Below are 22,368 nucleotides of genomic sequence, written 5' to 3'. Positions count from 1 at the left end.
CGCTCAGCCCGGCGCGGCGGCCCGGGGCGAAGCTTGGGGCGACGTTTGGGGGCCAGACCGTCGGGGCGTTTCCTCCTGCGTGACTTCGACCTTCGTGTTCTCGTCCAGCCGGAAATGTCCCTGGGTGACGACCTTGGTCCCACGCTCCAGCCCGCGCTCGATCAGCACGCGGCCGCCATCGGCCTGTCCGGCGACCACGCCGCGGCTGACCACGGTGCTGTCCGCACGGACGATCCACACGAAATCCCCACGGGGGCCGTGACGGAGCGCCGGGGTCGGCACGGTGACGGCGTCGTGGCGGGTTTCGATGACGAGCTTGCCATTCACGAAGGTGCCGGGCCAAAGATGGATGTCGGTGTTCGGGAAACTTGCCTTCAGCTTGATCGTGCCCGTGCTCGGGTCGACCGTGTTGTCCACCAGTTCGACCGTGCCCCGATCCAGCAGGGTGGCGTCATCGGCCGCATAGGCGGTAACGGGAACGCTCACCTTGCCCGGCGTCAAATGCGCCAGCGCCACCGCACCGGCGGGCAGGGTGAACACCACCGAAATCGGCCGCAACTGCGTGATCGATACCAGCGCGCCGGTGTCACTGGCATGCACGACGTTGCCGCCATCCACCTGGCGAATTCCCACCCGGCCTTCGATCGGGGAGCGGATGGTGGTGTAGCCCAACTGCGTCTGCGCATAGGCGATCTGCGCCTCGTCATTGACGATCTGCGCCCGCGTCGCCTCCACCGTGGCGCGTTGCTGGTCCAGTTGCTGGCGGCTGGCGAAATCCTTCAGCACCAGGTTGGCGTAGCGGGACAGGTCGAGCATGGCGCCATCCAGGGTCGCCTGGTCCTTCACCCGCATCGCCTGGGCCTGCGCCAGCAGCGATTGGAATGGCCGCGGGTCGATGATGATCAGCGGGTCGCCGGCATGCACGTCCTGTCCCTCGGTGAACAGGATCTGGGTGATCGTGCCGTCCACCCGGCTCTTCAGCATGACGGTATTATAGGCCTGAACCGTGCCGATGCCCGACAGGTAGATCGGCAAGTCACCCGTCCGGGCTGCAGCCACTCTCACCGCCACCGGGGCCGCAGGCGCAGCGACGGGGGGTGGCGCGGTCCAGGCCGAGGTCGCCTGCCGTAACGCGTGAATGTCCCATGGCATGGCGCCAAACCAGATGGCAGCAGCCCCGCTCAATGCCAATAACAGCGTGACGCTCAGGGCGACGCGCATGGGCGATCATCTCCCCGCAATTACGCCGAGCCTACGCAGTCCACTCGGTCATGTCGATTGCGGACGGGTCCCGTTCTGTAACGAAACGTAACATGCCATCTACATGGCAAGCACCGCCAAACGCCCTCGCGCCATAATCGCTGCCGTGCTTGTCAATTAGCCCGTTTTGGCTGCCGGCCAGCCATGCGAGTTTTCCGACCCTGGCCGATTATTCAGCCACCATGACCAGTCTTGCGGCAACATCGAAAAGGGATCGTTATGGGCAAGCTCGCGCGCTGCCCAGATCGGCCAGTGCGGATTGGCAATCGCCGGCCTCCCAAGAAACACCAAATCGATCAACTCGTCGCACCCGATTGCTCCGTTGCACCATGAACGATGGTCAATGGCAATTGCTCCGGCCAGACAGCGCGGACGGCGTTCAACGCCTCGCGGTGGAAGCGGAGCCGATTGTCTGGCATAGAACAAGCGCCTCGTCGTGGGTTCGCCGAAACGGCGGAACGTCAAACTACCGCAAACGGTTCCGGCCGCGAGATCGGCCAACCCTGCTCAGGAATACTCATCGAGCGGCCTGCTGGAACAGGATCACTTCGGCGCCGGCTTTTGACGTGCCGCGGTGTTCGGCGCCGATCGGCACCACGCAGCATTGGCCGCTGGACAGTTCTACGACATGGTCCCGAAACTCGACGGTAAAGTCACCGCTCCAGACCACGACGGTCTCGGTTGTCGAGTCGTGGTGGTCCCACCGCCCTTCACCCCCGCTCTTGATCCGCACGGCGCGTATGGTCACGCCACCAAGTTGCGCCGTCTCCTCACTGCGCGCCTCGCTCGCCAGACGACCGAAGATCTCTGCAAAATCGACTGCCTGATCCATCGCATCAACGCCTTTCGTTTCACCGTAGGTCATCCATCTTGATCGTCTTGGTGCGTCCGACGTGACGTCACTCAACCAGCAACACCGGTTCTGGAAGGGTCGACCACTCTTCGTCCAATGCCTTCTCGCCGGTCGTCCACATGAGTGTGGCGAATCGTGCCGGACGGTCCAAGGCCCGTGAGGGGTGATGCCATGTACCGGCGTGATAGTTGACCGCCTGGTCCCCACGCGCCACGAACGCGCGGAGCTGCGTGGCGTCGGGCTTTCCGTCCTTGTCGGGCGCGACCATGACCACGAAGCGCGACACGTCCAATGGCACGAAGCACTGGCTCGAACGATTGTGGCGCTCCATCTCCGTAGCAGTTAGCGGCAGCGTCCAAGGCTTCGGATGCCCAAACGACAGACGCGGTGAGTCGGCGCCATCGACCGCCGATAATGTGTCCGACAGCAGATCGCGCTCACCGGGGGCGGGCGGGTCGATCACATCGCCGTACGGGGCGAAGGCCTCCGCCGTCAACGGCTCCAGCTTCAGCGAGCGCATCAGCGGCTCACCTTGGCAATCTGCTCCATACCGGGCTGATATGGAAAAACCTTGCGCCAATGATCGGCAATATCAGTGCGTTTGCAGACCCAGACTTTATCGTGCGCCAGAATGTAATCCATGAATTTTGCCAGGCCGACCGCCCGGGCAGGATGGCCGATCATCCGCATGTGCAGCCCACAGGACATCATTTTCGGCTGCTCAGCGCCTTCCTCGTAAAGCATGTCGAACTGGTCGCGCAGGAACGTGAAATAGTCGTCCGCGGTGCTGAAGAAGCCCCGGCCGAACTTGCTGTCATTCGTCACCAGGGAGTATGGCACCACCAAATGCGGCTTGCCGTCCTGCAGCACCCAGTATGGCAGTTCGTCGTTGTAGCAGTCGCTGTCGAACAGGAAACCACCTTCCTCCACCAGCAGCGCCCGGGTATTCACGCTCGGCCCATAGCGGCAATACCAGCCAAGCGGACGGCTGCCGAGTGTCTTCTGCAGGCTTTCGATCGCCATACGGATATGCTCGCGCTCCTCATCCTTCGTCAGCTTGAAATGTTCCACCCAACGCCAGCCATGGCAGATGAAATCATGGCCCGCCTCACGGATCGCAGCGGCCGCCGGCGGATGACGCTCCAGCGCGAGCGCACAGGCAAAAATCGTCATCGGCAGATTGCGCTGCTTGAACAGCCGCATCAGACGCCAGAAGCCAACGCGCGACCCATACTCATACATTCCCTCCCCGGCGAGATCTCGGCCGCTGAGCGAGGTGTTCGGATTCTCGGTTAAGCCTGTCTCCGTACGTCCCTCGCCATCCAGAAAGGAAGGTTCCGATCCCTCTTCGTAGTTCATGACGAAATTGACCGCTATGCGCGCGCCACCCGGCCATTGCGGATGCGGCGGCGTTGCGCCGTACCCGATGAGATCACGCGAATAATCGTGAGTGAGTGGGGTTTCCATTCGCCAAATCCCTCGAAACTAGAGTGATAGCGTAGCAAGCTGCCCCAGCAGCGCATACCCTAAATGCCAATGGAATGGCTCGCCTCAGCTTCATTCTGCACGAATTTTGATCATCCTCATCTAGCGCATGCAATCTCTCGGTCTTATCGGCAGCGCGCGGCTTGACCCCGTTGCAGCGCTGGCGCTGTAGTCGGCATCAGTCGGATCTGAGTGGTCTTCGATGCCGCGTCCCTTTCACCTCGCTTGGTTCCTCGGCAACGGGTTTGGCGTGCATGGATGGAAGACGGCGTGGGCGGGACGTCGGGGCGCGATTGGGCACAACCAGATCTCCATCTCGACCTGGCGCGGGCGCTGGACCGTGCGTGTTTCGACTTCGTGCTGATGGAAGATTCCTCCTTCGTACCCGACAGTTTCGGTGGGTCGATGGATTATTATCTCGAGCGCGCAATGCGCGCCTCAAAGAACGACCCAATGCCGCTGGTGCCGCTGATGGCGCAAGCCACGAAACACCTCGGTATCGTGCCGACCATCTCGACATCCTTCTACCCGCCATTTCTACTCGCCCGGTTGATGGCAACCTTGGACCTGATGACCGGCGGCCGCGTGGGCTGCAATTTCGTCACCTCCACCGCGGCGCGCGCGGCGCAGAATTACGGTTATGACGACCATATCGAGCACGATTCACGCTACGCGATGGCCGACGAATTCGTGGAAGTCTGCCTAAAGCTGTGGGCGTCCTGGGATGCCGACGCCATCGTGATGGACCGCGACCGCGACCGCTTCGTCGATCCATCCAAGGTCCGCCCGATTGCGCACAAGGGCCGGTTCTTCACCTCACGCGGGCCCATGAATACCGCGCAACCACCGCAGGGCCATCCGGTGCTGGTGCAGGCCGGCAGTTCACCGCAGGGTCGGCAATTCGGCGCCCATCATATGGATGTCGTCATCGCGGCCTATAGCGGCGTGGACCAGATGAGGGAGTTCTGCGCCGATCTACGTCGCCGGCTCGTCCAATTCGGACGTGATCCACGAAGCTGCAAGATCATGTTCGTCACCTCGCCAACCCTTGGCGAGACCAACGCGGAGGCGCGTGAACGCTACGAACGCAAGCAGATCGCAGCCAACGCCTCGCCCGAGCTTGTGCTCGCGCGCATGGCGGGGCTCACCGACATCGACTTTTCCCAATATGACATCGACGCACCGCTGGCGGATTTCAAAACCAACGGCCAGCAAGGCACTTTGAAGCAGTTCCTGGCCCAGGGCAGCACGCTGCGTGAGGTCGCCCGCAATTACCGCTACGGGCTCGATCATCTGCATGGCACAGCGGACTCGGTCGCTGGCCAGATGGCGGAGATCATGGAGGAAGTCGGCGGCGACGGCTTCATCCTCACCGGCACGCTGACCCGGCGGTATATCGCCGAAATCGCCGACGGCTTGACCCCGGCGCTGCAAGACCGCGGGGTGGTGCGCACAGCATACGAGCATGCGCAATTCCGTGACAATCTGATGGCGTTCTGAGCGCCATGCCACCGCTGCTTCGCTTGATCTTGCGCCGTGTATTTTGGGTTCTGCCGGTCGCACTGGGCGTGGTGACCATCACCTTCTTCGCTGCGCGCGTCTTCGCGGGTGATCCAACCGAGCTGTACGCGCCGCCGGATGCCACCGATGCGCTCCGCGCCCTCATCCGAATACGGCTTGGCCTGGCCGATCCGCTTTGGGTTCAGTACATCCACTATATCAGCGCCTTGCTGCGTGGCGATTTGGGCATGTCCTTCTCGACCAATCGGCCAGTACTCATCGACCTGTGGGACCGGCTGCCCGCAACGCTCGAACTCGGCTTCACCGGTTTGACGATCGGCATCCTATTGGGGGTCCCGCTCGGGGTCATTGCCGCGGTGAACCGGGAGCGTTGGCCAGACTTTCTCGTGCGCGGCGTAACGCTAGGCGGGATGGCGCTGCCGCAATTCTGGATCGGGTTGGTTTTGATCTGGGTATTCTTCGTCACCCTGAACTGGCTGCCGGGTCCGGTCGGCCGTCTTCCGGTCGGTATCGATCCACCGTCGCGACTCACCGGTTTCATGCTGATCGACACCCTGGCGGCGGGGCGTCCAGATCTGTGGTTCATGGCGCTGAAACAGCTTGCACTTCCCGCCGCGACCTTGGGCTTGACCACGCTGGCGCCGATCGCCCGGGTCACGCGCGCCTCGATGGTGGAGGCGCTGCAGAGCGATTACATTCGCACCGCCACGGCCATGGGACACACCAATCGGACCGTGTGGTTTCGTCATGGCCTGCGCAACGCATTGCTGCCGGTGGTCACGCTCATCGGCGGGGTCGCCGGGCACATCTTCGGGGGCGCCGTGCTGCTTGAATCGATCTTCGGCTGGCCGGGGCTGGGGCAGTACGCGCTGCAAGCGATCGACTCATCCGATTTCGCCGCCTTGCAGGGTTTCGTGATCTACGCCTCGTTGCTGTATGTGCTGGCCTTCCTCGTGGTCGATATCCTGTACATGCTCATCGATCCACGGATCCGGCAATGAAGCCGCTCGCACCGCTGGAAGGGCTGGAACTGGCGGAGGCAGCCTCGGCGCCGGGGGCCACAATCCGCACCCGGCGCCGACTGCGCCTGTCCTGGTCGATGCGGATCGGCCTGGGGATTTTGGGCGTCTACGTCACGGTCGCAATGCTATCGGTGTTCTGGACGCCCTACGATCCGCTTGCACCCGGCGTGGGCGACAGCTTCCTGCCGCCCGGCCAGGATTTCTGGCTCGGCACCGATCGCCTGGGTAGCGATCTGCTATCGCGCCTGATGACCGGCGCGCAATATGACCTGGGCATCACCCTGGTCGCCGTCGCCGTCGCGCTGACGCTCGGCACCATCCTGGGGGTCATCGCCGGCTATTATGGCGGTGTGGTGGATGTCGTTCTGCTACGCGGTGTGGAGATGTTTCAGGCCTTCCCCGGGCTGCTATTCGCCATGCTGATCGTCAAGGCGGTCGGGCCCGGCGTCTTGAACATCATCGTGGTCATGTCGTTCATCGGCATCCCGGACTATTTGCGGCTTGCCCGGGCCGAAGTGCAGGCACGGCGCAATTGGCCCTATGCCGAGGCCGCGCGCATGGTCGGCAACCGCGCCTGGCAGGTCGCATTCCTCCATCTGCTCCCAAACAGCATCGGCCCAGTCTTGGCCTTCACCTCCATCAACGCCGCCTTCGTGGCGCTGATCACCGCCAGCCTCGGCTTCCTGGGCCTGGGCCTCAGCCCGAACACCCCGGAATGGGGCAATATGATCGCGCGCGGGCAGGATGCGGTGATGACCGGGGAATGGTGGATCTCCTTCTTTCCCGGCCTGGCCATCCTCGGCATGACCGGCGCCTTCTACCTGCTGGGCGATGCGATCTCCGACCTCACCGACCCGCGGCGGCGGCGATGACCGCGGCGTTGCTCTCGATCGATCGACTCAGCGGCGGCTTTTTGGGCGCCGATGGCGGCATCGCCCCGGTGCTGGACGCGGTCAGCTACGACTTGATGCCGGGTCAATTGACGGCGGTTGTGGGGGAGACGGGAAGCGGCAAATCGCTCACCGCGCTGTCGGTGCTCGGCATCCAGCCGCCAGCGTTCCGGCGAACCGGCGGCCGCATCCTGTTCGGGGGGCGCGACCTGCTGTCGTTGGATGCGGCGGCCATGCGCACTATTCGGGGCGCGCGGATCAGTATCGTGTTCCAGGATGCCCGCGCCGCGATGAACCCCGTATTCACCGTCGGGCGGCAGATGGCGGACGTGTTTCGCCTGCATCATGGCGGCAGCGCACGGCACGCCATGGACCGCGCGATCGAGGCCCTGGGACGGGTCCGCATCCCGGAGCCGGAGCGCCGGGCCCGGCAATATCCGCATGAATTCTCGGGCGGCATGGCGCAACGCGCGATGATCGCCTTGGCCGCACTCATCTGCCAGCCCAGCTTGCTGATCCTGGACGAGCCCACCACCGGCCTGGACGTCACGATCCAGGCCGACATCATGACGCTGATCGTCGAGCTGTGCCGCGACCAGGGGCTGACCGCGTGCCTGATTACCCACGATCTTGGCGTGGTAGCGGAGACATGCGACGCAGTCGTGGTGATGCATGCCGGCCGCGTGGTCGAGACGGGTAGCACCGAGCAGATTTTTACTGCCCCAGCCGAGCCATACACGCGCCGCCTACTTGCCGCCAGCCAGCTTGGGGAGCCGGTATGAGCGATTACGCCGTTCTACAGGTCGACAAGCTGCGCAAGATTTTCCCGCTCGCCGGTGGGCGGCGGTTGCATGCGGTGGACGGGATCGACCTGACGCTCCACGCTGGCGAAACCCTGGCGCTGGTGGGCGAGAGCGGGTCCGGCAAATCCACCGTCGCCCGGTGCGTTACCCGGCTGATAGAGCCGACTGCGGGTGACGTGCGGATCAATGGTCGCTCGATCAGGCCGCTGGATTCGGTGGCGCTGGCGAGCCTGTACCGGGAGGTGCAGATGGTCTTCCAGGACCCGAACGCCTCCCTCAATCCCCGGCTTTCCGTGCGCCAGGTCCTGCACGAGCCACTGCGCCTGCATTTGGCGATGCCCCGGGATAAGCGGGAGGCGCGGGCGCGTGCGTTGGTCGAACTGGTGGGGCTGGCGCCTGCCCATCTCGACCGTTATCCACATGAGCTCAGCGGTGGGCAGCGCCAGCGTGTGGGCATCGCCCGCGCGATCGCCGCCGAACCGAATTTGGTGATCCTGGACGAGCCGACGGCCTCGCTCGATGTCTCCGTGCGGGGGCAGGTCCTGGCGCTGTTGCGGCGGCTGCAGCGGGAGCTGAAGCTGGCGTATTTCTTCATCAGCCACGACCTGCCGGTGGTGCGCCACATGGCCGATCGCGTGGCGGTGATGTATCTCGGCCGCATCGTGGAAATCGGGCCGACGGCCGAAATCTTCGAACGCCCGGCACATCCGTATACCCGCGCGCTGATCGCTGCGGCGCCGATCGCCCAGTGGGGCGTCAAGCGCGACCGGCTACGCCTGGCTGGTGAGATCGGTAGCCCGGTCGATCCGCCCGATGCCTGCCGGCTGGTCGGACGTTGCCCGCTGGAGCAGCCATCCTGCCGCACCGCCGAGCCCGCCCTATTGACCGTTGCCAATGGGCACCAGGCAGCGTGCCCTATTACCCTCGGCCAGTCGGCTACCCTTGGCCAGTCGGCGCTTGACCGACCCATGCCGTCACAGACTGCCGCCTGAATGCGACCTGGAAAGGACACACCGATGAAGATCGATCGCCGCGGATTGGGCAAGCTCGCATTCGGGGGCGGCGTTGTCGCCATTGCCGGGCTGCATGCCGTAGACACTCGCGCACAAGCCGCCAAGCCGCTGGTGCATGCGATCCCGAACGATGTCGCAAGCCTTGACCCGGTCGACATCCGCAACCAGCAGGACCAGGAGATCCTCGTCAACGTCTACGAGCGCCTGGTGCAGATGAAATTCTTGCCGCAACCGGACGGAACGCTGGCGGCCCATCCGACGGACGTCGTGCCGCAGCTTGCGGAGAGCTGGGTCGCCGAAGGCCCGGTGATAACATTCAAACTGCGCCAGGGTGTGAAGTTTTATCCTACGGGCAATCCAGTAACGGCGGAGGACGTGCGCTATAGCTTCGAGCGCCTGATCCGCATCGTCGGCAATGGCAAAAATCAGGCGGCGGTGGCTGGGATCTACGACGCCAAGCAAATTGAAGCAGTCGACCCACAAACCGTGCGCATCACCTTCACCGACAACCTCGGAACGCCGACGGCCATTCCCGTCGCGCTGACATCGATGAAGTTCCAGCAATTTGCCATCCTGGACTCAGTCGAGGTGAAGAAGCACGTCACGGCGGATGACCCATGGGCCAATCAATGGCTGATCAAGAATCTCGCGACGACCGGCCCGTACTACATCGCTAGCCGCGACCCGAATACGCAGCTGGAACTGAAGGCGGTGCCAAACCACTGGTCGGGATCGCAGCCGGCGTTCGAGACGGTGATCCTGCGTATCCGCGGCAATGCCGACCTTGTCGCATTGGTGCGTGGGGGTGTCGTCGATTACTGCGCCGAGGGCCTTACAGGGCGTCAATACGACGCCTTGGCTTCCGCCGGTTTCCCGGTCCTGCATGGCGAAACGCCCGATATGCTACGCGTCTCCCTGGCCATGGACAAAGCGCCCTTTACCGATCCGCGTGTGCGCCAGGCCATGATGTATGCCATCCCGATCGATCAGATCATCCGCACCGCGCTATCCGGCCGCGGCAAGCGAGCCACCGGATTTTACAACCCTGAAGACGTCACGAACAATGACAGCTTCGCGCGCTACGCGCTAAACCTGGACAAAGCGAAGACGCTCTTGAAGGAGGCGGGCCAGGAAACCTTCAGCTTCGACTTCTGGTATAGCTCGTCCATTCCCTACAACAACGACATCGCAATTCTGATCCAAGCCTCGATGAAGCGCATTGGCGTGACAGCTTCCCTCAAGCCGACGCCCGCGCTGCAACTGCTGGACGCCTTCCGTGCCCGTATCAATGGCACAGATCAAATGATGTCGGGCATGTATATGGCGGAAAACACGATCTGGTTGAACGACCCGTCAACGCTGACCAATCTGACTGTCGTCACCAAGAGCGCCACGGGGGGCGTCACGAATTGGGCGCGCTACAGCGATTTGGAAGCTGACGCCCTGCACGAGAAATATCGGAACTCGGTCGACGTCGCAGCCCGAGTAGCCGCCTACCAGACCATCCAAAACAAACTTGCAGAGTCCTGCGCGACCTCCAACCCACTCGTTGTCATGGGCCGCACCATCGTCACGAGCCCGAAGATCACTGGTGTGACCTTCTCCCAAGACCCCTATGCACGCTACGCCTATCTGAAGCCCAAAGCCTGATAGGCAGGCGTCACCAACTGACCGGGTTCCGCCTACTTACCCAGGCTGGGCGTGGCACCATCGATGCCGTCGGCCGTCAGCGTGCGATCGGCCTGCGAAGTCTGGGCGCCGCCCTCTGAAAACACGCTGCCCGGCCCCGCACTGAAAGGCGTGCCGTTGATGGGCCCCGACCCTGTCGCGCGGCTCCCCGGTGCAGCGAGCAATTCGACACGGGACACACCGACGGCCGGTGCGATCATCGGCGCCGGTTCAAACTGGCGAGGACCAAATGTCGACGTGGTGAGCGTGTTGTCGACGAGTGGAAATAGCTCCGCGGCAAAGACCTGGGTTTGCGGCGCCAGCACGATGGCAGCCGGCGCAGCGATCAAGCCGACAATGAGGGCGATGGTGCTCGAACGCATGGGGGCGGGTCCTTACGAGTGCCTAGTTCTGTCACCTCAATGCCCGCCGGACTCCGTAGTTGCCGGATTATCACACAATCGCGCAGTGGTGATTTAGAAGCGACGCCGCGCCGGTGCGGACACCTGCCAGCAGCACGATCGTCCGCACGGCATTGAGCGTCTGAGGCCGCCCATATAGGGTGTTTCGGCAGTCGAGTGGGACGTGAGAATGACAGCCAGCCGGCGATCCTTAATGACAACCGCCGCGGCCGCAACGCTGGTCGGGCTGTCCACGACGCCGGGCCGCGCCGCGGGACCTAGCGTGCTCAAGGTCATTCCCCAGGCAGATCTTCGCGTTCTCGACCCGCATCTGAGCGGCGCGCAGATCACCAAGATGCACGGCGCCCTGGTCTACGAGACGTTGCTGACGTGGGATTCCAAGTTGAACGTTCGGCCGATGGCGGCAGAATCATACACAGTCTCGTCCGACCGGCTGGTGTATCGCTTCACTCTGCGTGCCGGCATGCTGTTCCACGATGGCCAGCCGGTCCGATCGCGGGATGTCGTCGCCTCGCTGAAGCGATGGATGGCCAAGGATGCGTCCGGCGGGCGCCTGGCCGCCCAGATCGCCGCCTATGACATCGAGAGCGACATCGTCTTCAGCCTGCGACTGAAGGCGCCCTATCCGTGGGTCGAGTATACCCTAGGTGCCGTCGGTGCCATCCTGCCGCAGATCATGCGCGAGCGCGATGCGCAGACCGACCCCAATAAGGCCGTGACAGACATTATCGGCTCGGGCCCGTTCCGCTTCGTGGCGTCCGAGTGGGTGCCGGGATCTTTGGTCGTCTACGAGAAGAACCCCGACTACATCCCGCGGAGCGAACCGCCAGATGGACTCGCAGGCGCCCGCATCGTCGAAATCGACCGGCTAGAATGGCATGTGATCCCGGATGCCGCCACCGCCGCTGCCGCCCTGATCGCGGGTGAGATGGATTTCTGGGACACGGTGCCGATCGACCTGCTGCCGACACTGCGCCGGAGCCCGGATGTCATCATCGATCGGCTCCTCCCACTACCCTCCGTCGGCACGATCCGGATGAACCAGAGTGAGGCGCCGTTCGATAATGTCCTCGTTCGCCGGGCAGTCGCCAAGATGGTTGACCAGACGGAGTTCATGCAGGCCGCCGTCGGGGATCCGGCCTGGTTTTCCCCATGCCACTCTTTCTTCGTCTGCGGCTCCCCGAACGAGACGTTGGCCGGAAGCGAACCTTACGCGCAGTCCAACCTGGACGAGGCCAGGCGGATGTTGGCTGCGTCGGGCTATAACGGTGAGCCGGTCGTCGTCATCGGAACCGACGAGTTGCCCCCGATCGGCGGCATGACGGCGGTGCTGGCCCGGCGCATGAGCGACATCGGCTTCAACGTCGACTTGCGGATGATGGCGTGGGGTCAGATGACCAGCGTCACCAGCAAATACCCGTCGAATGGCAGTTGGAACATCTATGCCAGCTATGGCACAGGTGCCTCGCTCCACCAGCCGTTGACCAACCAGACGGCGGACACGACCTGTGGGTCACGTGCGCTCGTTGGCGGCGCCTGTGATGATGAGGCCTCCGCGCTCAAGACAAGCTATCTCGCGCAGACTGAGCCGGACGCCAAGCGAGTGGCGCTGGACGCCCTGCAGCAGCGTCTTTGGCAGGTGATCCCATATATTCCCGCCGGGCAATTCGCCTCCCCCTTTGCCTGGCGCCGCACCCTGGCTGGCTTCGCCCCGACGCCATTGCAGATATTCTGGAACGTGACGAAGTCCGCATAGGCGGCCAGGGCGCGTCGCTAGAACAGCAGGCCCTTTCGCAGCATACCGTGCACACCTTTTTCGCCATTGACGTTCTGCGTGACGTGAAAATCGACGGCCTTGGAACAGGTTTGATAGGCGTTCACCGGTTCCCAGCCGGTGCGCTCGCAGATGAAGGCGATCATCTCCGTCAGCGCTTGCTTCATCGCCAGGTCCAAGGTCGTCGTTTCAATCCAGCCATGCTGTCTCAGCGGTTTACCGCCCCATCGCATAGGCCGTTCGCCGCGGATCGGCGCCACCGGACTTCACGTTGCTGTTCAGATCGTGGTGGATCATGCAGACCGAACCTGCCTCGCCAGCCAAAGCCGGCCACCATTCAATGATGTGACCCTTCGCCGCCAGCGTGTCGGCTGTTTCCGTCCTAATGCGATTTTCGACGGCCAGCACGCCGGGACGATAGTCGTATGGGGCGAATGAGGATGGAAAGCTGTAGCTGGCGAAGCGTGGCGCCTCAACGGCTGATTGCGGATCCATGCCATAGACCGCCATGTTGGCCAGGCATTGCACCATCGCCTGCACCTGCACGTCCCCGCCGGGCGTCCCGAACGGCATGACGTATTCACCGGCCTTCATCGCAATCGCCGGGTTGGGCGTAAGGCGTGGGCGCTTGCCCGGCGCCAGGCAAGCCGGATGGTCCGGATCGGCCCGTGATTGCGACCCGCGGCCGGACGCGACGAAGCCGGTGCCGGGGATCACCGGGCAGGCCGTGTTCCCGTCGCTGGGCGTGGCGGAGAATACGTTGCCCCAGCGATCGACGGCGCAGCAATACGAGGTGTCGGCGGCGCTCTCATCCTCCTCGATCGGTGCCGGGGCGTGGTCCAGCGAATTGCGCAGCAGGTCTCCATGCCACGGTTCGCCGGTGACGGAGCCGGGCGCCGGCATGTCGGGCGCGGCGCGGCCAGGATCGATCAGCATGCGGCGCCTGGCGGCATAGGCTGGGCTCACCAAGGCATCGATCGGCACGTCCATGAATCGCGGATCGCCGTAATAGGCTTCACGATCGGCGGCGGCGAGCTTGATGGCCTCGGTTATGGCGTGGATCGCCTCCGCTGAGTTGTGGCCGGCGCTACGCAGGGCGGCAGGGTCCAGCAGGTTCAGCGTTTGCAGTAGCATCGGTCCCTGACACCACGGTCCACAGGTCCAAACCATGAGATCCCCAAACCGCCCCTCCACGGGCTTTTCGATACCCACCCGGAAACCGGCAAGATCCTTCGCGGTGATCAACCCGCCCTCCGCCCGATGGAAGGCAACGATCTTCTGCGCAATGTCGCCGCGATAGAACGAGGCGCGCGCTGCGGCGAGCCCGGCGAGACGGCCATGCCGGCTCTGCGCACGATCTTCATCCGCCATGTACTGCAGCGTCGCACCCAGATCTGTTTGCACGAACACCTGTCCCATGGCGGGGGGTTGGCCGCCGGGAAGATAGATCTCGACCGTACTCGGGTAGCGTTCGATCATGGCGCGGCGCTTGGCGATGAAGTTTGCCATGAAGGCGTGCGCCGGAAAGCCCTCGTTGCAGAGTCGGATGGATGGTGCCGCGACGTCGGCGAAGCTCATCGTGCCGTGGCGCTCCAGCGCGGTGATCCAGGCATCTGGCGCGGCGGGGATCACGGTTCGGGCAACCCCCGGCGGGATTTTGCCGCCAAAATGTTGTGCGAAATAGTCGGGGGTGGCGGCAGCCGGCCAATAGCCGAGACCGCTTATCGTCTCCACCACGCCGGTGGCCATGCGGATGATGATGGGCGCCACGCCGGCGAAGCTGACATGGGTGCCTTCCAGCACACCGGTGGCAATGCCCGCGGCGACCCCGGCATCGATCGCATTACCGCCCGCTTCCAGCATCTCCAGCCCGGCCAGGGCGGACAGGTAATGTCCTGCCGCCACCACGTGGCTGTTGCCCATCAGCAGCGGACGGTTGGATTTCGTCGTTGGCAGAGCGAACGCCATGGCTTTTTCCTCTGTTCTGGGAAGGCGCGAAGAAGACCCGGCACGCAGGGACGGCGACCCATTCAATATCGGGCATCCTCGGTTTGCAATGTGGAACCCGTTACCGAGCATCTTGGCCCCCAATACGGCGCCAGCCCGCATTGGCTCAGCATCTGAGTCGTTTCCGCACCCTTGCAGACCATTGCCGGCGAGCTCAGCATTGCTTGATGTCGCCGTCCTCAACCCCTGCCAAACTCCCTGTGAGCTATGCGACCGCCTCGGCGGAGGCCGTCGCCGAATTCGTGACCAAGCAATTCGATGTAGGGCGAAGCGTAACCTGCCACCTGCTGCATCGCGGTTTCAACGACGTCTACGAGGTGAACGCCGGGATTGGGAACCGCTTCATATTCCGTGTCGCCGGTCACCGCGCCCGCGGGCCAGCCGACGTCGCCTCCGAAACAGCATTCCTCGCCTTCCTCGGTGCCGAGGGTGTGGCAGTTGCAGAAGCCGTGCCGGCGAGAGACAGCGCACTGTTCACCAGTGTTGCACTACCGGATGGTCCCCGCGCCGCCGTGTTGTTCCAGCATGTCGCCGGACGTCCGCCGAATCTCGACAATCCCGATGACGCGCGGGTCCAAGGGGCGGCCCTGGCCCGCGTGCATCATGCCGCCGATCGGTACCCTGGCCGCGCGGAGGGGCGCTACCGGCTGGATTTGGATCACTTGCTGCACCGGCAAGTGGCGGCGGTGCTGGCGCTCGATTTCGAAGCGCCACAGGCCCGGGGTGACCTGACAGCGCTGGCGCAGCGGCTCGCCACGGCGGTTGAACGCGTTGATCGTGATCTGACACGCACGCGTTGCCACGGCGATTGTCACGGGCTGAACGCTCGTATTCCCGCGGCCGGCCGTTACGCCGGGCAAGCAGTGTTGTTCGATTTTGACGATGGCGGGTTCGGCTACCTGGCGTACGACTTGGCGGTGCATCTCTGGGCGCAGGTGTCGTTCGGGCGGCGGCGGCATGCCGTGTGGCAAGCGTTCGACCAGGGTTACCGGACCGTTCGCCCTATGACGCCGGTGGACGAGGCGGCAACCCCCCTGTTCGTGGCGATCCGGCACATCTGGCTGATGGGCGAATATGCCGGGCGGACGGCAGAATGGGGACGCGAAGTTCTGTCGGCCGCCTGGCTGGAACGCGAGGTCGGGTTCCTGCTGGCCTGGGAGCGCGACAAACTATCTCCGGGTCTATTGTGACGGTTCTTCGCGGTTATGGACCCTGACCAACCGGATCGAGCTGCGCCACCGAGCGACGGTCGCGCCGCTCGAACGTAGCCTGCAACGCGTTATTCGGCAGTGGCTCCAGCAGAAGGGAGATACCCGGCCATGGCTCGAAAAACAGCGCATCCCCACGATGGATGATCGCCGCTTCGCCGTAGCCGCGTGAATCTCGATCTTTCCAAGAATAAACCACCTGCTCCCCGTCCAAGGCGACCATGGCGGCTGGTCCCTCTGGGCCGAACCGCCCAGCCCAGCGCGCAGCATCCGGACGAAGCGTTTCTGGTAGCAGGAACTCCAAGGTCTGCCACTGCTCCGGCGGATCCTGTGGCGCGGATGCGGCAGCGTTGAACCCGGCGCGAATGGCCGCGATATAGTCGGGGCGAACCTGTGACCAGTTGGCGGGATTGAAGATGTTGTGCCCTTCGACGCCGGGTGCGCCGGGATAGTCGCGCCACCGCTGCTGGGGCCGCAGGCGGCTGCTCCAATCGAAGATGTGCTGGGCACCCGCCATCGGGACCATCGTGTCGGTCCGCATGTGCTGGAACAATACGGGCGCCGTGATGCGCGAAGCGGCGTTGGCGATGGGGCGAATGCTTGCCTCGGTGTGGCCATATGCGGCGCCGGTAGCCTGCGCGATGGCTGCCCCGTAGGCACGCTGGGAGGCGGCCAGCAATGTGACGACGGCGCCATGGCTGGCACCGACGATGACGCAGCGCGCAGCGTCCACGTCGGGACGGTTGCAAGCCCAATCCGCCGCGGCATTGGCATCGGCAGCCCGGCCTAGCAGCATCTCGAACGTCGCTTCGGTGCCCCGGCGCACAGTTTCGAGTGGGTTCGGCCCGTCCGAGCCGCCATAGCCACGACCTTCTGGGAACAGAACCAGAGCGCCGCCATCTATGATGCGCGCCCATGCCGGGTTCTCGGGATCGACCGTCGCGCGCGATGGATCACCGGTGAGCGTGCCATGCGGGCCGACGCCAATGCCGGAACCGTGGTTCTGCATGAGTAAGGGGAAGGGACCGGGTCCAGGCGGGCGGATGACCCACGCCACGAGTTCGAGGTCGTCGTGGCTGTAGCTGTGTCGTTCGAACACGGCCCCGTTGCGGTCCAAAATCAAGGGCGGCGCGGCCATCTGCTGCTCCAATAGGGCACCCGTCGATATGCTAAAACCGACCACTGGCGCCGGCAATCCTGGCGCAACTCGTTCCGCTGGAACAGCGTTAGCGCCACCGAACGGGTGGATCACACATGACCTCTGCAATTTTGCCGGCTAAGCAGATCGTCAAGGCGTGCGACGCGGCCATCGGGTTGATCTCACAATCGGGGCAGACGCATGCGTCGGGTCCCCAAAAGGTAGCTCTGCTTATCGACCTGCAAAACCTTGCCGCCGCCGCGGCTGATGCGGATGGCACGGTCATGATCTCGCTGGACGATTTCAGTTTGATCAGCGAAAACTACAGGTCGCGGTAGAAACCAAGTCTGGCTACGCGCTGACGGCAACGCCAGCCCAAGTCGGTCAACGGCGGTTGCGCAACTCCGGATCGGCACCCGGATCGGCCGTATGGGCGGCGCGCCGTATCAGCCACATGAGGTGCCCGAAGTTGCGCCGGCCGACCGGCTCATCCTTGGTTTGATGCACGACGACGAGGTCATCGGCCGGGTCGACGACCACGAACTGGCCCTCCGCGCCATCGGCCCAGAATGCGCCCGGTGGCAATCCCATGATCGGGACGCCCGCTCCATCCCAGCCTGTCCACCAAAGATAGGCGTAGCCCGAGCCGATGGTCGTGACGGAACGCGGCCTGGTGCTGTCTGCCACCCAGTCGGGCGGCACCACCTGCCGCCCCGCCCATTGGCCACCATGCAAGTATAGCAGTCCAAATCGGGCCAGGTCGCGGGCGCTCATATGGAACGGATAGGCCGGTATGGATGAGTCCGGCCCGGTGACGTAGCGCCCGTCGACCACGCGATAATCCTGCATGCCAATAGGCTGCGCAATGCGGGTTAAAAAGCTGGCGAAGACCGATTGACCCACAGCATGCTCGTAAATGGTGCCGAGAGCGTTGAAGTCCCAGTTGTTGTAGTACCAGAACGTGCCGCGCGGGTGGCTGCCCCGTGGTGGCCGGCTGCGGCGCTCGCCCTCCGTCTCGTACAGGGCGACGTGATACACGCCGGATCGGGAGGCGAGCAGGTCGGCAACCGTCGCCTGCTTCTCCTCTGGCGTCAGTGCCGGGGGGACATCGTCGATCCCGAGTTGGCCCAGCGTTGCATGCAAATTGATCCGCCGGTCCGCCACGGCGATGCCGATCAACGCGGATAGCAGGCTTTTGCGCATGGAATGGAGTTCGAGCCGCTGGCTGACGTCGCCTAGGCTATCGATGATCTGTCCGTGTTGAACGATCAAAAGGCTCGCTGTCCCAATTTCCTGGGCATAGCGATGAGCCTCTCCCAGAAGGTCGGGCGACCAGCCGGCAGCTTGTGGCGTGGACCGGGACCACTCCGCCGCCGGCACCGCTTGCGCAAGCGCCGACACGGACAGCAGGAATGAGGCAGCGGCGGTGGTCACCCCCTTGAGAACCATCCGTCCAACCACCCCGGGCGCGATGTCCGGGCGCAGGGTCGACGCCATCACCGAGGGACCTGTTGCCTTCATGCCGGGTCCAGCACCTTTCTAAGGTTTAACTTTGATTGCCTCGACACCCGGCACGTTCTCACAGCACTGTCCGACGAGCAACTGGTAATCAAGCAACGCTCGATGCTCTCGTTACAATCCGCAATACGCTGTTTCAACGCAGGGGACTTGCAAGGGAGCGCCAGCATACTTGTGGCTCTGCTTGAACAGCAACCGGTTGATCCCCGTGGATTACTGCTGCTGGCGCTGGTTCGGTATGATGAAGGCGGTCTGGCGGAGGCTCGGGAACTATTCCTCCGCTACCTGGTCCTCAACCTGGATGACGGTCTGGCATGGTTGCGGCTCGGACAAATTCACCAGCGCCTCGGAGCGGACCCGCAGGCGCGCGCATGCTTCGCGCGTACGGTTGAGGTCGAGCCCGACAATCCAAACGCGTGGCATGAGTATGGCGCGGTGCTGTTTCGTCTCGGTGAACACGAGGCGGCAGTAGCGGCACTGGACACTGCCGTCGCACTGGCGCCGGGTTCCATGACGACGCAGTGTAACCGAGCCAAACTACTCGCCTCGCTGCATCGACCGGAAGCCGACCCGGCGTTCAACGCCGTGCTCGCCCTGCATCCCCACTCCGCCAGCGACTGGCACGACCGGGCGACGGCTTGTCTATACTTCGACGATGCGACCGGAGCGGCCCACGCATGTCGCCATGGGCTCGGCACCATCGTCGGTTTGGCTCCCGATGCGGCTCCCACTCCGATGGAGTTGCAGTTGCGCCTGTTGTTGGCGGAGTGCCTGGAGCGCGCCGGCCATTTTGCCGACGCGCAGACAGAACGCGCCGACGTGGGGCGGCGGCAGGGGGTGATGGTGCAACCATGCCTGGGGGAGGCTCCGGCCGCTCGGTTGCTGCTGCTCGGGGGCGCCGGATCGTGTAATCTGCCAACTGATTTCATGCTGGATCGGAATCGGTTCGAAATCGTGACCCTGTTCCTGCCGCCGAATGAGGCAGCCGATCATCATTGGGACACGATCATGGCGCAGTCGCCGCCGATCGGGATCGCGTTCAACATAATTGGCGACGCCGACGCCGGCGCTCCCTTCTTGGCTCAGGCGGAATCATTGTTGCGCCGGTTTCCATACCCGGTGCTGAATCCTCCTTGGCAAATCCCTCCGACCCGGCGCGACCGTTTGCCAGAACGTTTGACGGGAATTGCAGGGTTGGTCGTGCCATTCCTCGTGCGGATGAGTCGTGACGAAGTTCTATCCTATGCCGATGCGGTAGAGGGGCAGGCGCTGCAGCCGCCCTTGCTGCTACGCCCGGTTGGATTGCATGGCGGGGAGCATTTGCAGCGGCTGAGTATCGCACAGCAACTGACCGCCGCCGCATCCACCGCAGCGCCGGGCGACTACTACCTCAGCCATTTTCACGATTTCCGCGGTAACGATGGGCGGTTCCGGAAATACCGCCTGGTCTTCATCGGTAACGAGATATTCCCGGTTCATCTGGCAATCGGCAACGACTGGTTGGTGCATTATTGGCGGACCGCCATGTCCGATGCCATGCGACACGAAGAAACTGCATTTCTGGCAAACCCCGTTGCCGCGATGGGAGCCACTGCATTCGACGCACTACGCGCCGTTGTCCGGCGGCTGGATCTTGACTATGGCGGTGTGGACTGCGCGGTGCTTGTGGACGGCCGCCTATTATTGTTTGAAGCCAACGCGACAATGCTCGTTCACGCAACCGGTGTATTTCCCGAAAAGCGACGACAGGCGGAGCGGATACGCGACGCATTGAGCGCGTATATTCTCCTGCGCCAACAGGCTGCGTTGTCTACGCCTGTGGAATCAGGTGTATCCTAGACAGATTCCTCTCTTGCCCGGAACGAGTTGACCGCACGTCAAGCCGTCGCTAGCGTGCGCTCCAAGAAATACAAAGGTGGAGACTGCGCTCGATGAAATGGCTCGCACTCGCTGCATTTTTGATGATTGGCCAGGCCGTAAAGGCCCAGCCTGCGGCGGAGCCCGGTTTACAGCGGTTTCAGATCGGCGACCTGCTTTTGGAAAGCGGAGAAACCATACACGATTTCAACATTGCCTACATGACCGAGGGCACGCTGAACGCAGCCAAAAGCAACGCCGTGCTCATGGTAACGGCGATCGGCGGAAACCATCATAGAATCGATTATCTGATCGGGCCGGGCAAGGGACTCGATACCGACCATCTTTTCGTCATCAAAACCGACGCGATCGGCAACGGCATCTCCACATCGCCCAGTACCAGCACCACGCAGCACGGTACGGCATTTCCGCATTTCGCGATCCGCGACATGGTTCAAAGCCAATACCTGCTGCTGCAGCATCTTGGCATTACCCATTTGGTTGCCGTCGCCGGCGCGTCGATGGGCGGGATGCAAACATTGCAGTGGGGCGTCAGCCATCCGGACATGATGGACGGCCTTGTTGCATTAACGCCCATGGCCCGGACGTCTGCGTGGTCGATCGCGGTGAACCAAGCTACGCGGCAAGCGCTGATGCTGGATCCCGCGTTCAAGGGCGGCAATTACACGGAGGAGCCTATCGCCGGGTTGCGGGCACGCGCCGCCGTGTCGGTGTTGAGCACCCGCACGCCGAACGCGATGCGGCAGCAATTCACGTCCCCGCTGGATGTCCTGGCCTGGATCCAATCGCAGGAGGACGCTTTGGTGAAAAGCGGCGCCGACGCAAATGACTGGATTGCGCAGAGTTGGGCCTATGACCGGCACAATGTGGGTGACACGCTTGTGGACGGAAGGGCGATCTATGGCGGCGACCCAATCCGCGCATTGCGGTCCATCAAGGCAAAGGCCCTGCTCATGTCCGGCGAACTCGATCTTTACAATCCGGTTGAGGAAGGGATCGAGGCGACGACCGCGATCCCCGATGGCCGTCACGTGACGATCCCCTCGGTGCAAGGGCACGTCGCGGCATCACCGGGTTTCAAGCCTGCTGATCTCGAATTCATCAACGCCACCGTCCGCGGCTTCATGGCGGACGTGACCAACCATTGGAAGACGGTTCAGTAACGAACGCGATCTGGCTCAGGTGTACTTCGGCGCAACCGCCTCGTGGCCGCACGGTGGATCTGCGGTCGTGACGTTGTCGCTCTACGCCCCCACGGCCATAAGGTCGCCAGGTTCAAACGCCTGCCAGGTAGCGCCGCGTGAGAGTACGGTATTCGGTCAGCAGCGGACCCTGCGGCTCCGCACCATCTTGTGCAGCCGCAGCGGCGCCTTTCAGGACATGGAGCAGAGCCGACGCCACGCTACTCGCCTGCAATCCGGGCAGTTCGGGCCAGGCACGACATAGGATCAAGACCATCCCGTCATGGACGGCCTGGCGAAACTGGGCACGCCGGTCCAGCGTGCCATAGTGCGAGCCCATGACCGCGACGGCGAAACTGCGCATCGCCTGCAGCGACAGCGCGAAATCGACGAGGGCATCTGCAAGGCCGTCGGAGGTTAGCCCAGCCGCCTGTTCGGCCAGCGCGGCCAGCCCGTCTAGGGCTTGCTGCGCGTATTGCTGCAGCAAGGCGTCGGCCAACGCTGCCTTTGACGGAAAGAACCGGTAGAGCGACCCGAACGCGGTGCCGGACCGGGCAGCGATCTCAGTCATCGTCGCCGCCTCGAACCCCCGCTCCTGAAACACCGTGGCCGCCGCGGCCAGGATCACTGCCACCCTTTGATGGCCCTTGGGGCGTTGCGGCGCGCGCGCATCGGCAAGCATGGTTGACATAAGCGAGAACATCCTCAACTACTCTAGGCGAGAGTC

The 22,368-nt window shown here is 63.5% G+C and carries 21 protein-coding genes; 11 read left to right on the top strand and 10 right to left on the bottom strand.

Annotated elements, in window-relative coordinates; all coding sequences use genetic code 11:
- Positions 1–3: 3 nt before the first annotated feature.
- From GSQ76_RS22355 to GSQ76_RS22340, 4 genes are all read right to left on the bottom strand, one after another.
- Positions 4–1,221: an efflux RND transporter periplasmic adaptor subunit gene (locus tag GSQ76_RS22355; RefSeq protein ID WP_158746326.1), complete on the bottom strand. Its 1,218-nt coding sequence runs from the start codon at positions 1,219–1,221 to the stop codon at positions 4–6.
- A 556-nt stretch (positions 1,222–1,777) separates the two neighbouring features.
- A complete protein-coding gene (locus GSQ76_RS22350; protein ID WP_158746325.1) occupies positions 1,778–2,125 on the bottom strand; it encodes a cupin domain-containing protein in 348 nt (115 codons plus the stop codon).
- 34 nt (positions 2,126–2,159) lie between these two features.
- The gene (locus GSQ76_RS22345) at positions 2,160–2,633 is read right to left on the bottom strand and encodes an ureidoglycolate lyase (RefSeq protein WP_158746389.1); all 474 of its coding nucleotides are present in this window, start codon (positions 2,631–2,633) and stop codon (positions 2,160–2,162) included.
- Positions 2,633–3,580: an allantoinase PuuE gene (locus tag GSQ76_RS22340; RefSeq protein ID WP_158746324.1), complete on the bottom strand. Its 948-nt coding sequence runs from the start codon at positions 3,578–3,580 to the stop codon at positions 2,633–2,635. Before GSQ76_RS22340 ends, GSQ76_RS22345 begins: the two co-directional genes overlap by 1 nt.
- Positions 3,581–3,856: 276 nt before the next feature.
- Here GSQ76_RS22340 and GSQ76_RS22335 point away from each other — a divergent pair, with 276 nt between their 5' ends.
- From GSQ76_RS22335 to GSQ76_RS22310, 6 genes are read left to right on the top strand one after another with little or no spacing between them, the layout of a single operon-like run.
- Entirely contained in the window at positions 3,857–5,098 is a 1,242-nt protein-coding gene (locus tag GSQ76_RS22335) for an NtaA/DmoA family FMN-dependent monooxygenase (protein ID WP_158746323.1), read from the top strand.
- Between the two features lie 5 nt (positions 5,099–5,103).
- Positions 5,104–6,120 (top strand): ABC transporter permease, encoded by a 1,017-nt coding sequence (locus GSQ76_RS22330; RefSeq protein WP_158746322.1) that lies wholly within the window; start codon positions 5,104–5,106, stop codon positions 6,118–6,120.
- Positions 6,117–7,013: an ABC transporter permease gene (locus GSQ76_RS22325; RefSeq protein WP_158746321.1), complete on the top strand. Its 897-nt coding sequence runs from the start codon at positions 6,117–6,119 to the stop codon at positions 7,011–7,013. Before GSQ76_RS22330 ends, GSQ76_RS22325 begins: the two co-directional genes overlap by 4 nt.
- Positions 7,010–7,813 (top strand): ABC transporter ATP-binding protein, encoded by an 804-nt coding sequence (locus tag GSQ76_RS22320; RefSeq protein WP_158746320.1) that lies wholly within the window; start codon positions 7,010–7,012, stop codon positions 7,811–7,813. The genes GSQ76_RS22325 and GSQ76_RS22320 overlap by 4 nt, the downstream gene beginning before the upstream one ends.
- Positions 7,810–8,826, top strand: coding sequence for an ABC transporter ATP-binding protein (locus GSQ76_RS22315; protein ID WP_158746319.1), 1,017 nt, complete (start codon positions 7,810–7,812; stop codon positions 8,824–8,826). The genes GSQ76_RS22320 and GSQ76_RS22315 overlap by 4 nt, the downstream gene beginning before the upstream one ends.
- A 24-nt stretch (positions 8,827–8,850) precedes the next feature.
- Complete coding sequence (locus GSQ76_RS22310) at positions 8,851–10,497, top strand: ABC transporter substrate-binding protein (RefSeq protein ID WP_158746318.1); 1,647 nt, start codon at positions 8,851–8,853, stop codon at positions 10,495–10,497.
- Between the two features lie 32 nt (positions 10,498–10,529).
- Here the strand turns inward: GSQ76_RS22310 and GSQ76_RS22305 are convergent, their stop codons facing one another.
- Entirely contained in the window at positions 10,530–10,898 is a 369-nt protein-coding gene (locus tag GSQ76_RS22305) for a hypothetical protein (protein WP_158746317.1), read from the bottom strand.
- 232 nt (positions 10,899–11,130) lie between these two features.
- Between GSQ76_RS22305 and GSQ76_RS22300 the strand changes: the two genes are divergently transcribed.
- A complete protein-coding gene (locus GSQ76_RS22300; protein ID WP_158746316.1) occupies positions 11,131–12,693 on the top strand; it encodes an ABC transporter substrate-binding protein in 1,563 nt (520 codons plus the stop codon).
- 17 nt (positions 12,694–12,710) lie between these two features.
- On the opposite strand, the gene GSQ76_RS22295 is transcribed toward GSQ76_RS22300, so the two are convergent.
- Entirely contained in the window at positions 12,711–12,878 is a 168-nt protein-coding gene (locus GSQ76_RS22295) for a hypothetical protein (RefSeq protein ID WP_254070573.1), read from the bottom strand.
- A 49-nt stretch (positions 12,879–12,927) separates the two neighbouring features.
- The gene (locus GSQ76_RS22290; RefSeq protein WP_158746315.1) at positions 12,928–14,679 is read right to left on the bottom strand and encodes a gamma-glutamyltransferase family protein; all 1,752 of its coding nucleotides are present in this window, start codon (positions 14,677–14,679) and stop codon (positions 12,928–12,930) included.
- A 206-nt stretch (positions 14,680–14,885) separates the two neighbouring features.
- Between GSQ76_RS22290 and GSQ76_RS22285 the strand changes: the two genes are divergently transcribed.
- On the top strand, positions 14,886–15,908 hold the full coding sequence (locus GSQ76_RS22285) for a phosphotransferase enzyme family protein (protein ID WP_158746314.1): 1,023 nt from the start codon (positions 14,886–14,888) through the stop codon (positions 15,906–15,908).
- Positions 15,909–15,921: 13 nt separating this feature from the next.
- Here the strand turns inward: GSQ76_RS22285 and GSQ76_RS22280 are convergent, their stop codons facing one another.
- Positions 15,922–17,064 carry a S9 family peptidase gene (locus tag GSQ76_RS22280; protein WP_158746313.1) on the bottom strand — a complete coding sequence of 381 codons (1,143 nt, stop codon included), beginning with the start codon at positions 17,062–17,064 and terminating at the stop codon, positions 15,922–15,924.
- 116 nt (positions 17,065–17,180) lie between these two features.
- On the opposite strand from GSQ76_RS22280, the gene GSQ76_RS22275 reads away from it, so the two are divergent.
- Positions 17,181–17,402 (top strand): hypothetical protein, encoded by a 222-nt coding sequence (locus GSQ76_RS22275; protein WP_158746312.1) that lies wholly within the window; start codon positions 17,181–17,183, stop codon positions 17,400–17,402.
- A 46-nt stretch (positions 17,403–17,448) separates the two neighbouring features.
- On the opposite strand, the gene GSQ76_RS22270 is transcribed toward GSQ76_RS22275, so the two are convergent.
- Positions 17,449–18,585 (bottom strand): serine hydrolase, encoded by a 1,137-nt coding sequence (locus GSQ76_RS22270; RefSeq protein ID WP_158746311.1) that lies wholly within the window; start codon positions 18,583–18,585, stop codon positions 17,449–17,451.
- 102 nt (positions 18,586–18,687) lie between these two features.
- Here GSQ76_RS22270 and GSQ76_RS22265 point away from each other — a divergent pair, with 102 nt between their 5' ends.
- Together GSQ76_RS22265 and GSQ76_RS22260 are read left to right on the top strand one after the other, a co-directional pair.
- The gene (locus GSQ76_RS22265) at positions 18,688–20,421 is read left to right on the top strand and encodes a tetratricopeptide repeat protein (protein ID WP_256367014.1); all 1,734 of its coding nucleotides are present in this window, start codon (positions 18,688–18,690) and stop codon (positions 20,419–20,421) included.
- Positions 20,422–20,513: 92 nt separating this feature from the next.
- A complete protein-coding gene (locus tag GSQ76_RS22260) occupies positions 20,514–21,623 on the top strand; it encodes an alpha/beta fold hydrolase (protein WP_216851221.1) in 1,110 nt (369 codons plus the stop codon).
- A gap of 112 nt (positions 21,624–21,735) precedes the next feature.
- On the opposite strand, the gene GSQ76_RS22255 is transcribed toward GSQ76_RS22260, so the two are convergent.
- Complete coding sequence (locus tag GSQ76_RS22255) at positions 21,736–22,332, bottom strand: TetR/AcrR family transcriptional regulator (RefSeq protein ID WP_158746309.1); 597 nt, start codon at positions 22,330–22,332, stop codon at positions 21,736–21,738.
- Positions 22,333–22,368: the final 36 nt, after the last annotated feature.

It is taken from the genome of Acidisphaera sp. L21, assembly GCF_009765685.1.
Lineage (GTDB): Bacteria > Pseudomonadota > Alphaproteobacteria > Acetobacterales > Acetobacteraceae > LMUY01.
The sequence above is the reverse complement of the archived record's forward strand: the minus strand, read 5'-3'. Positions and strand labels throughout refer to the sequence as shown.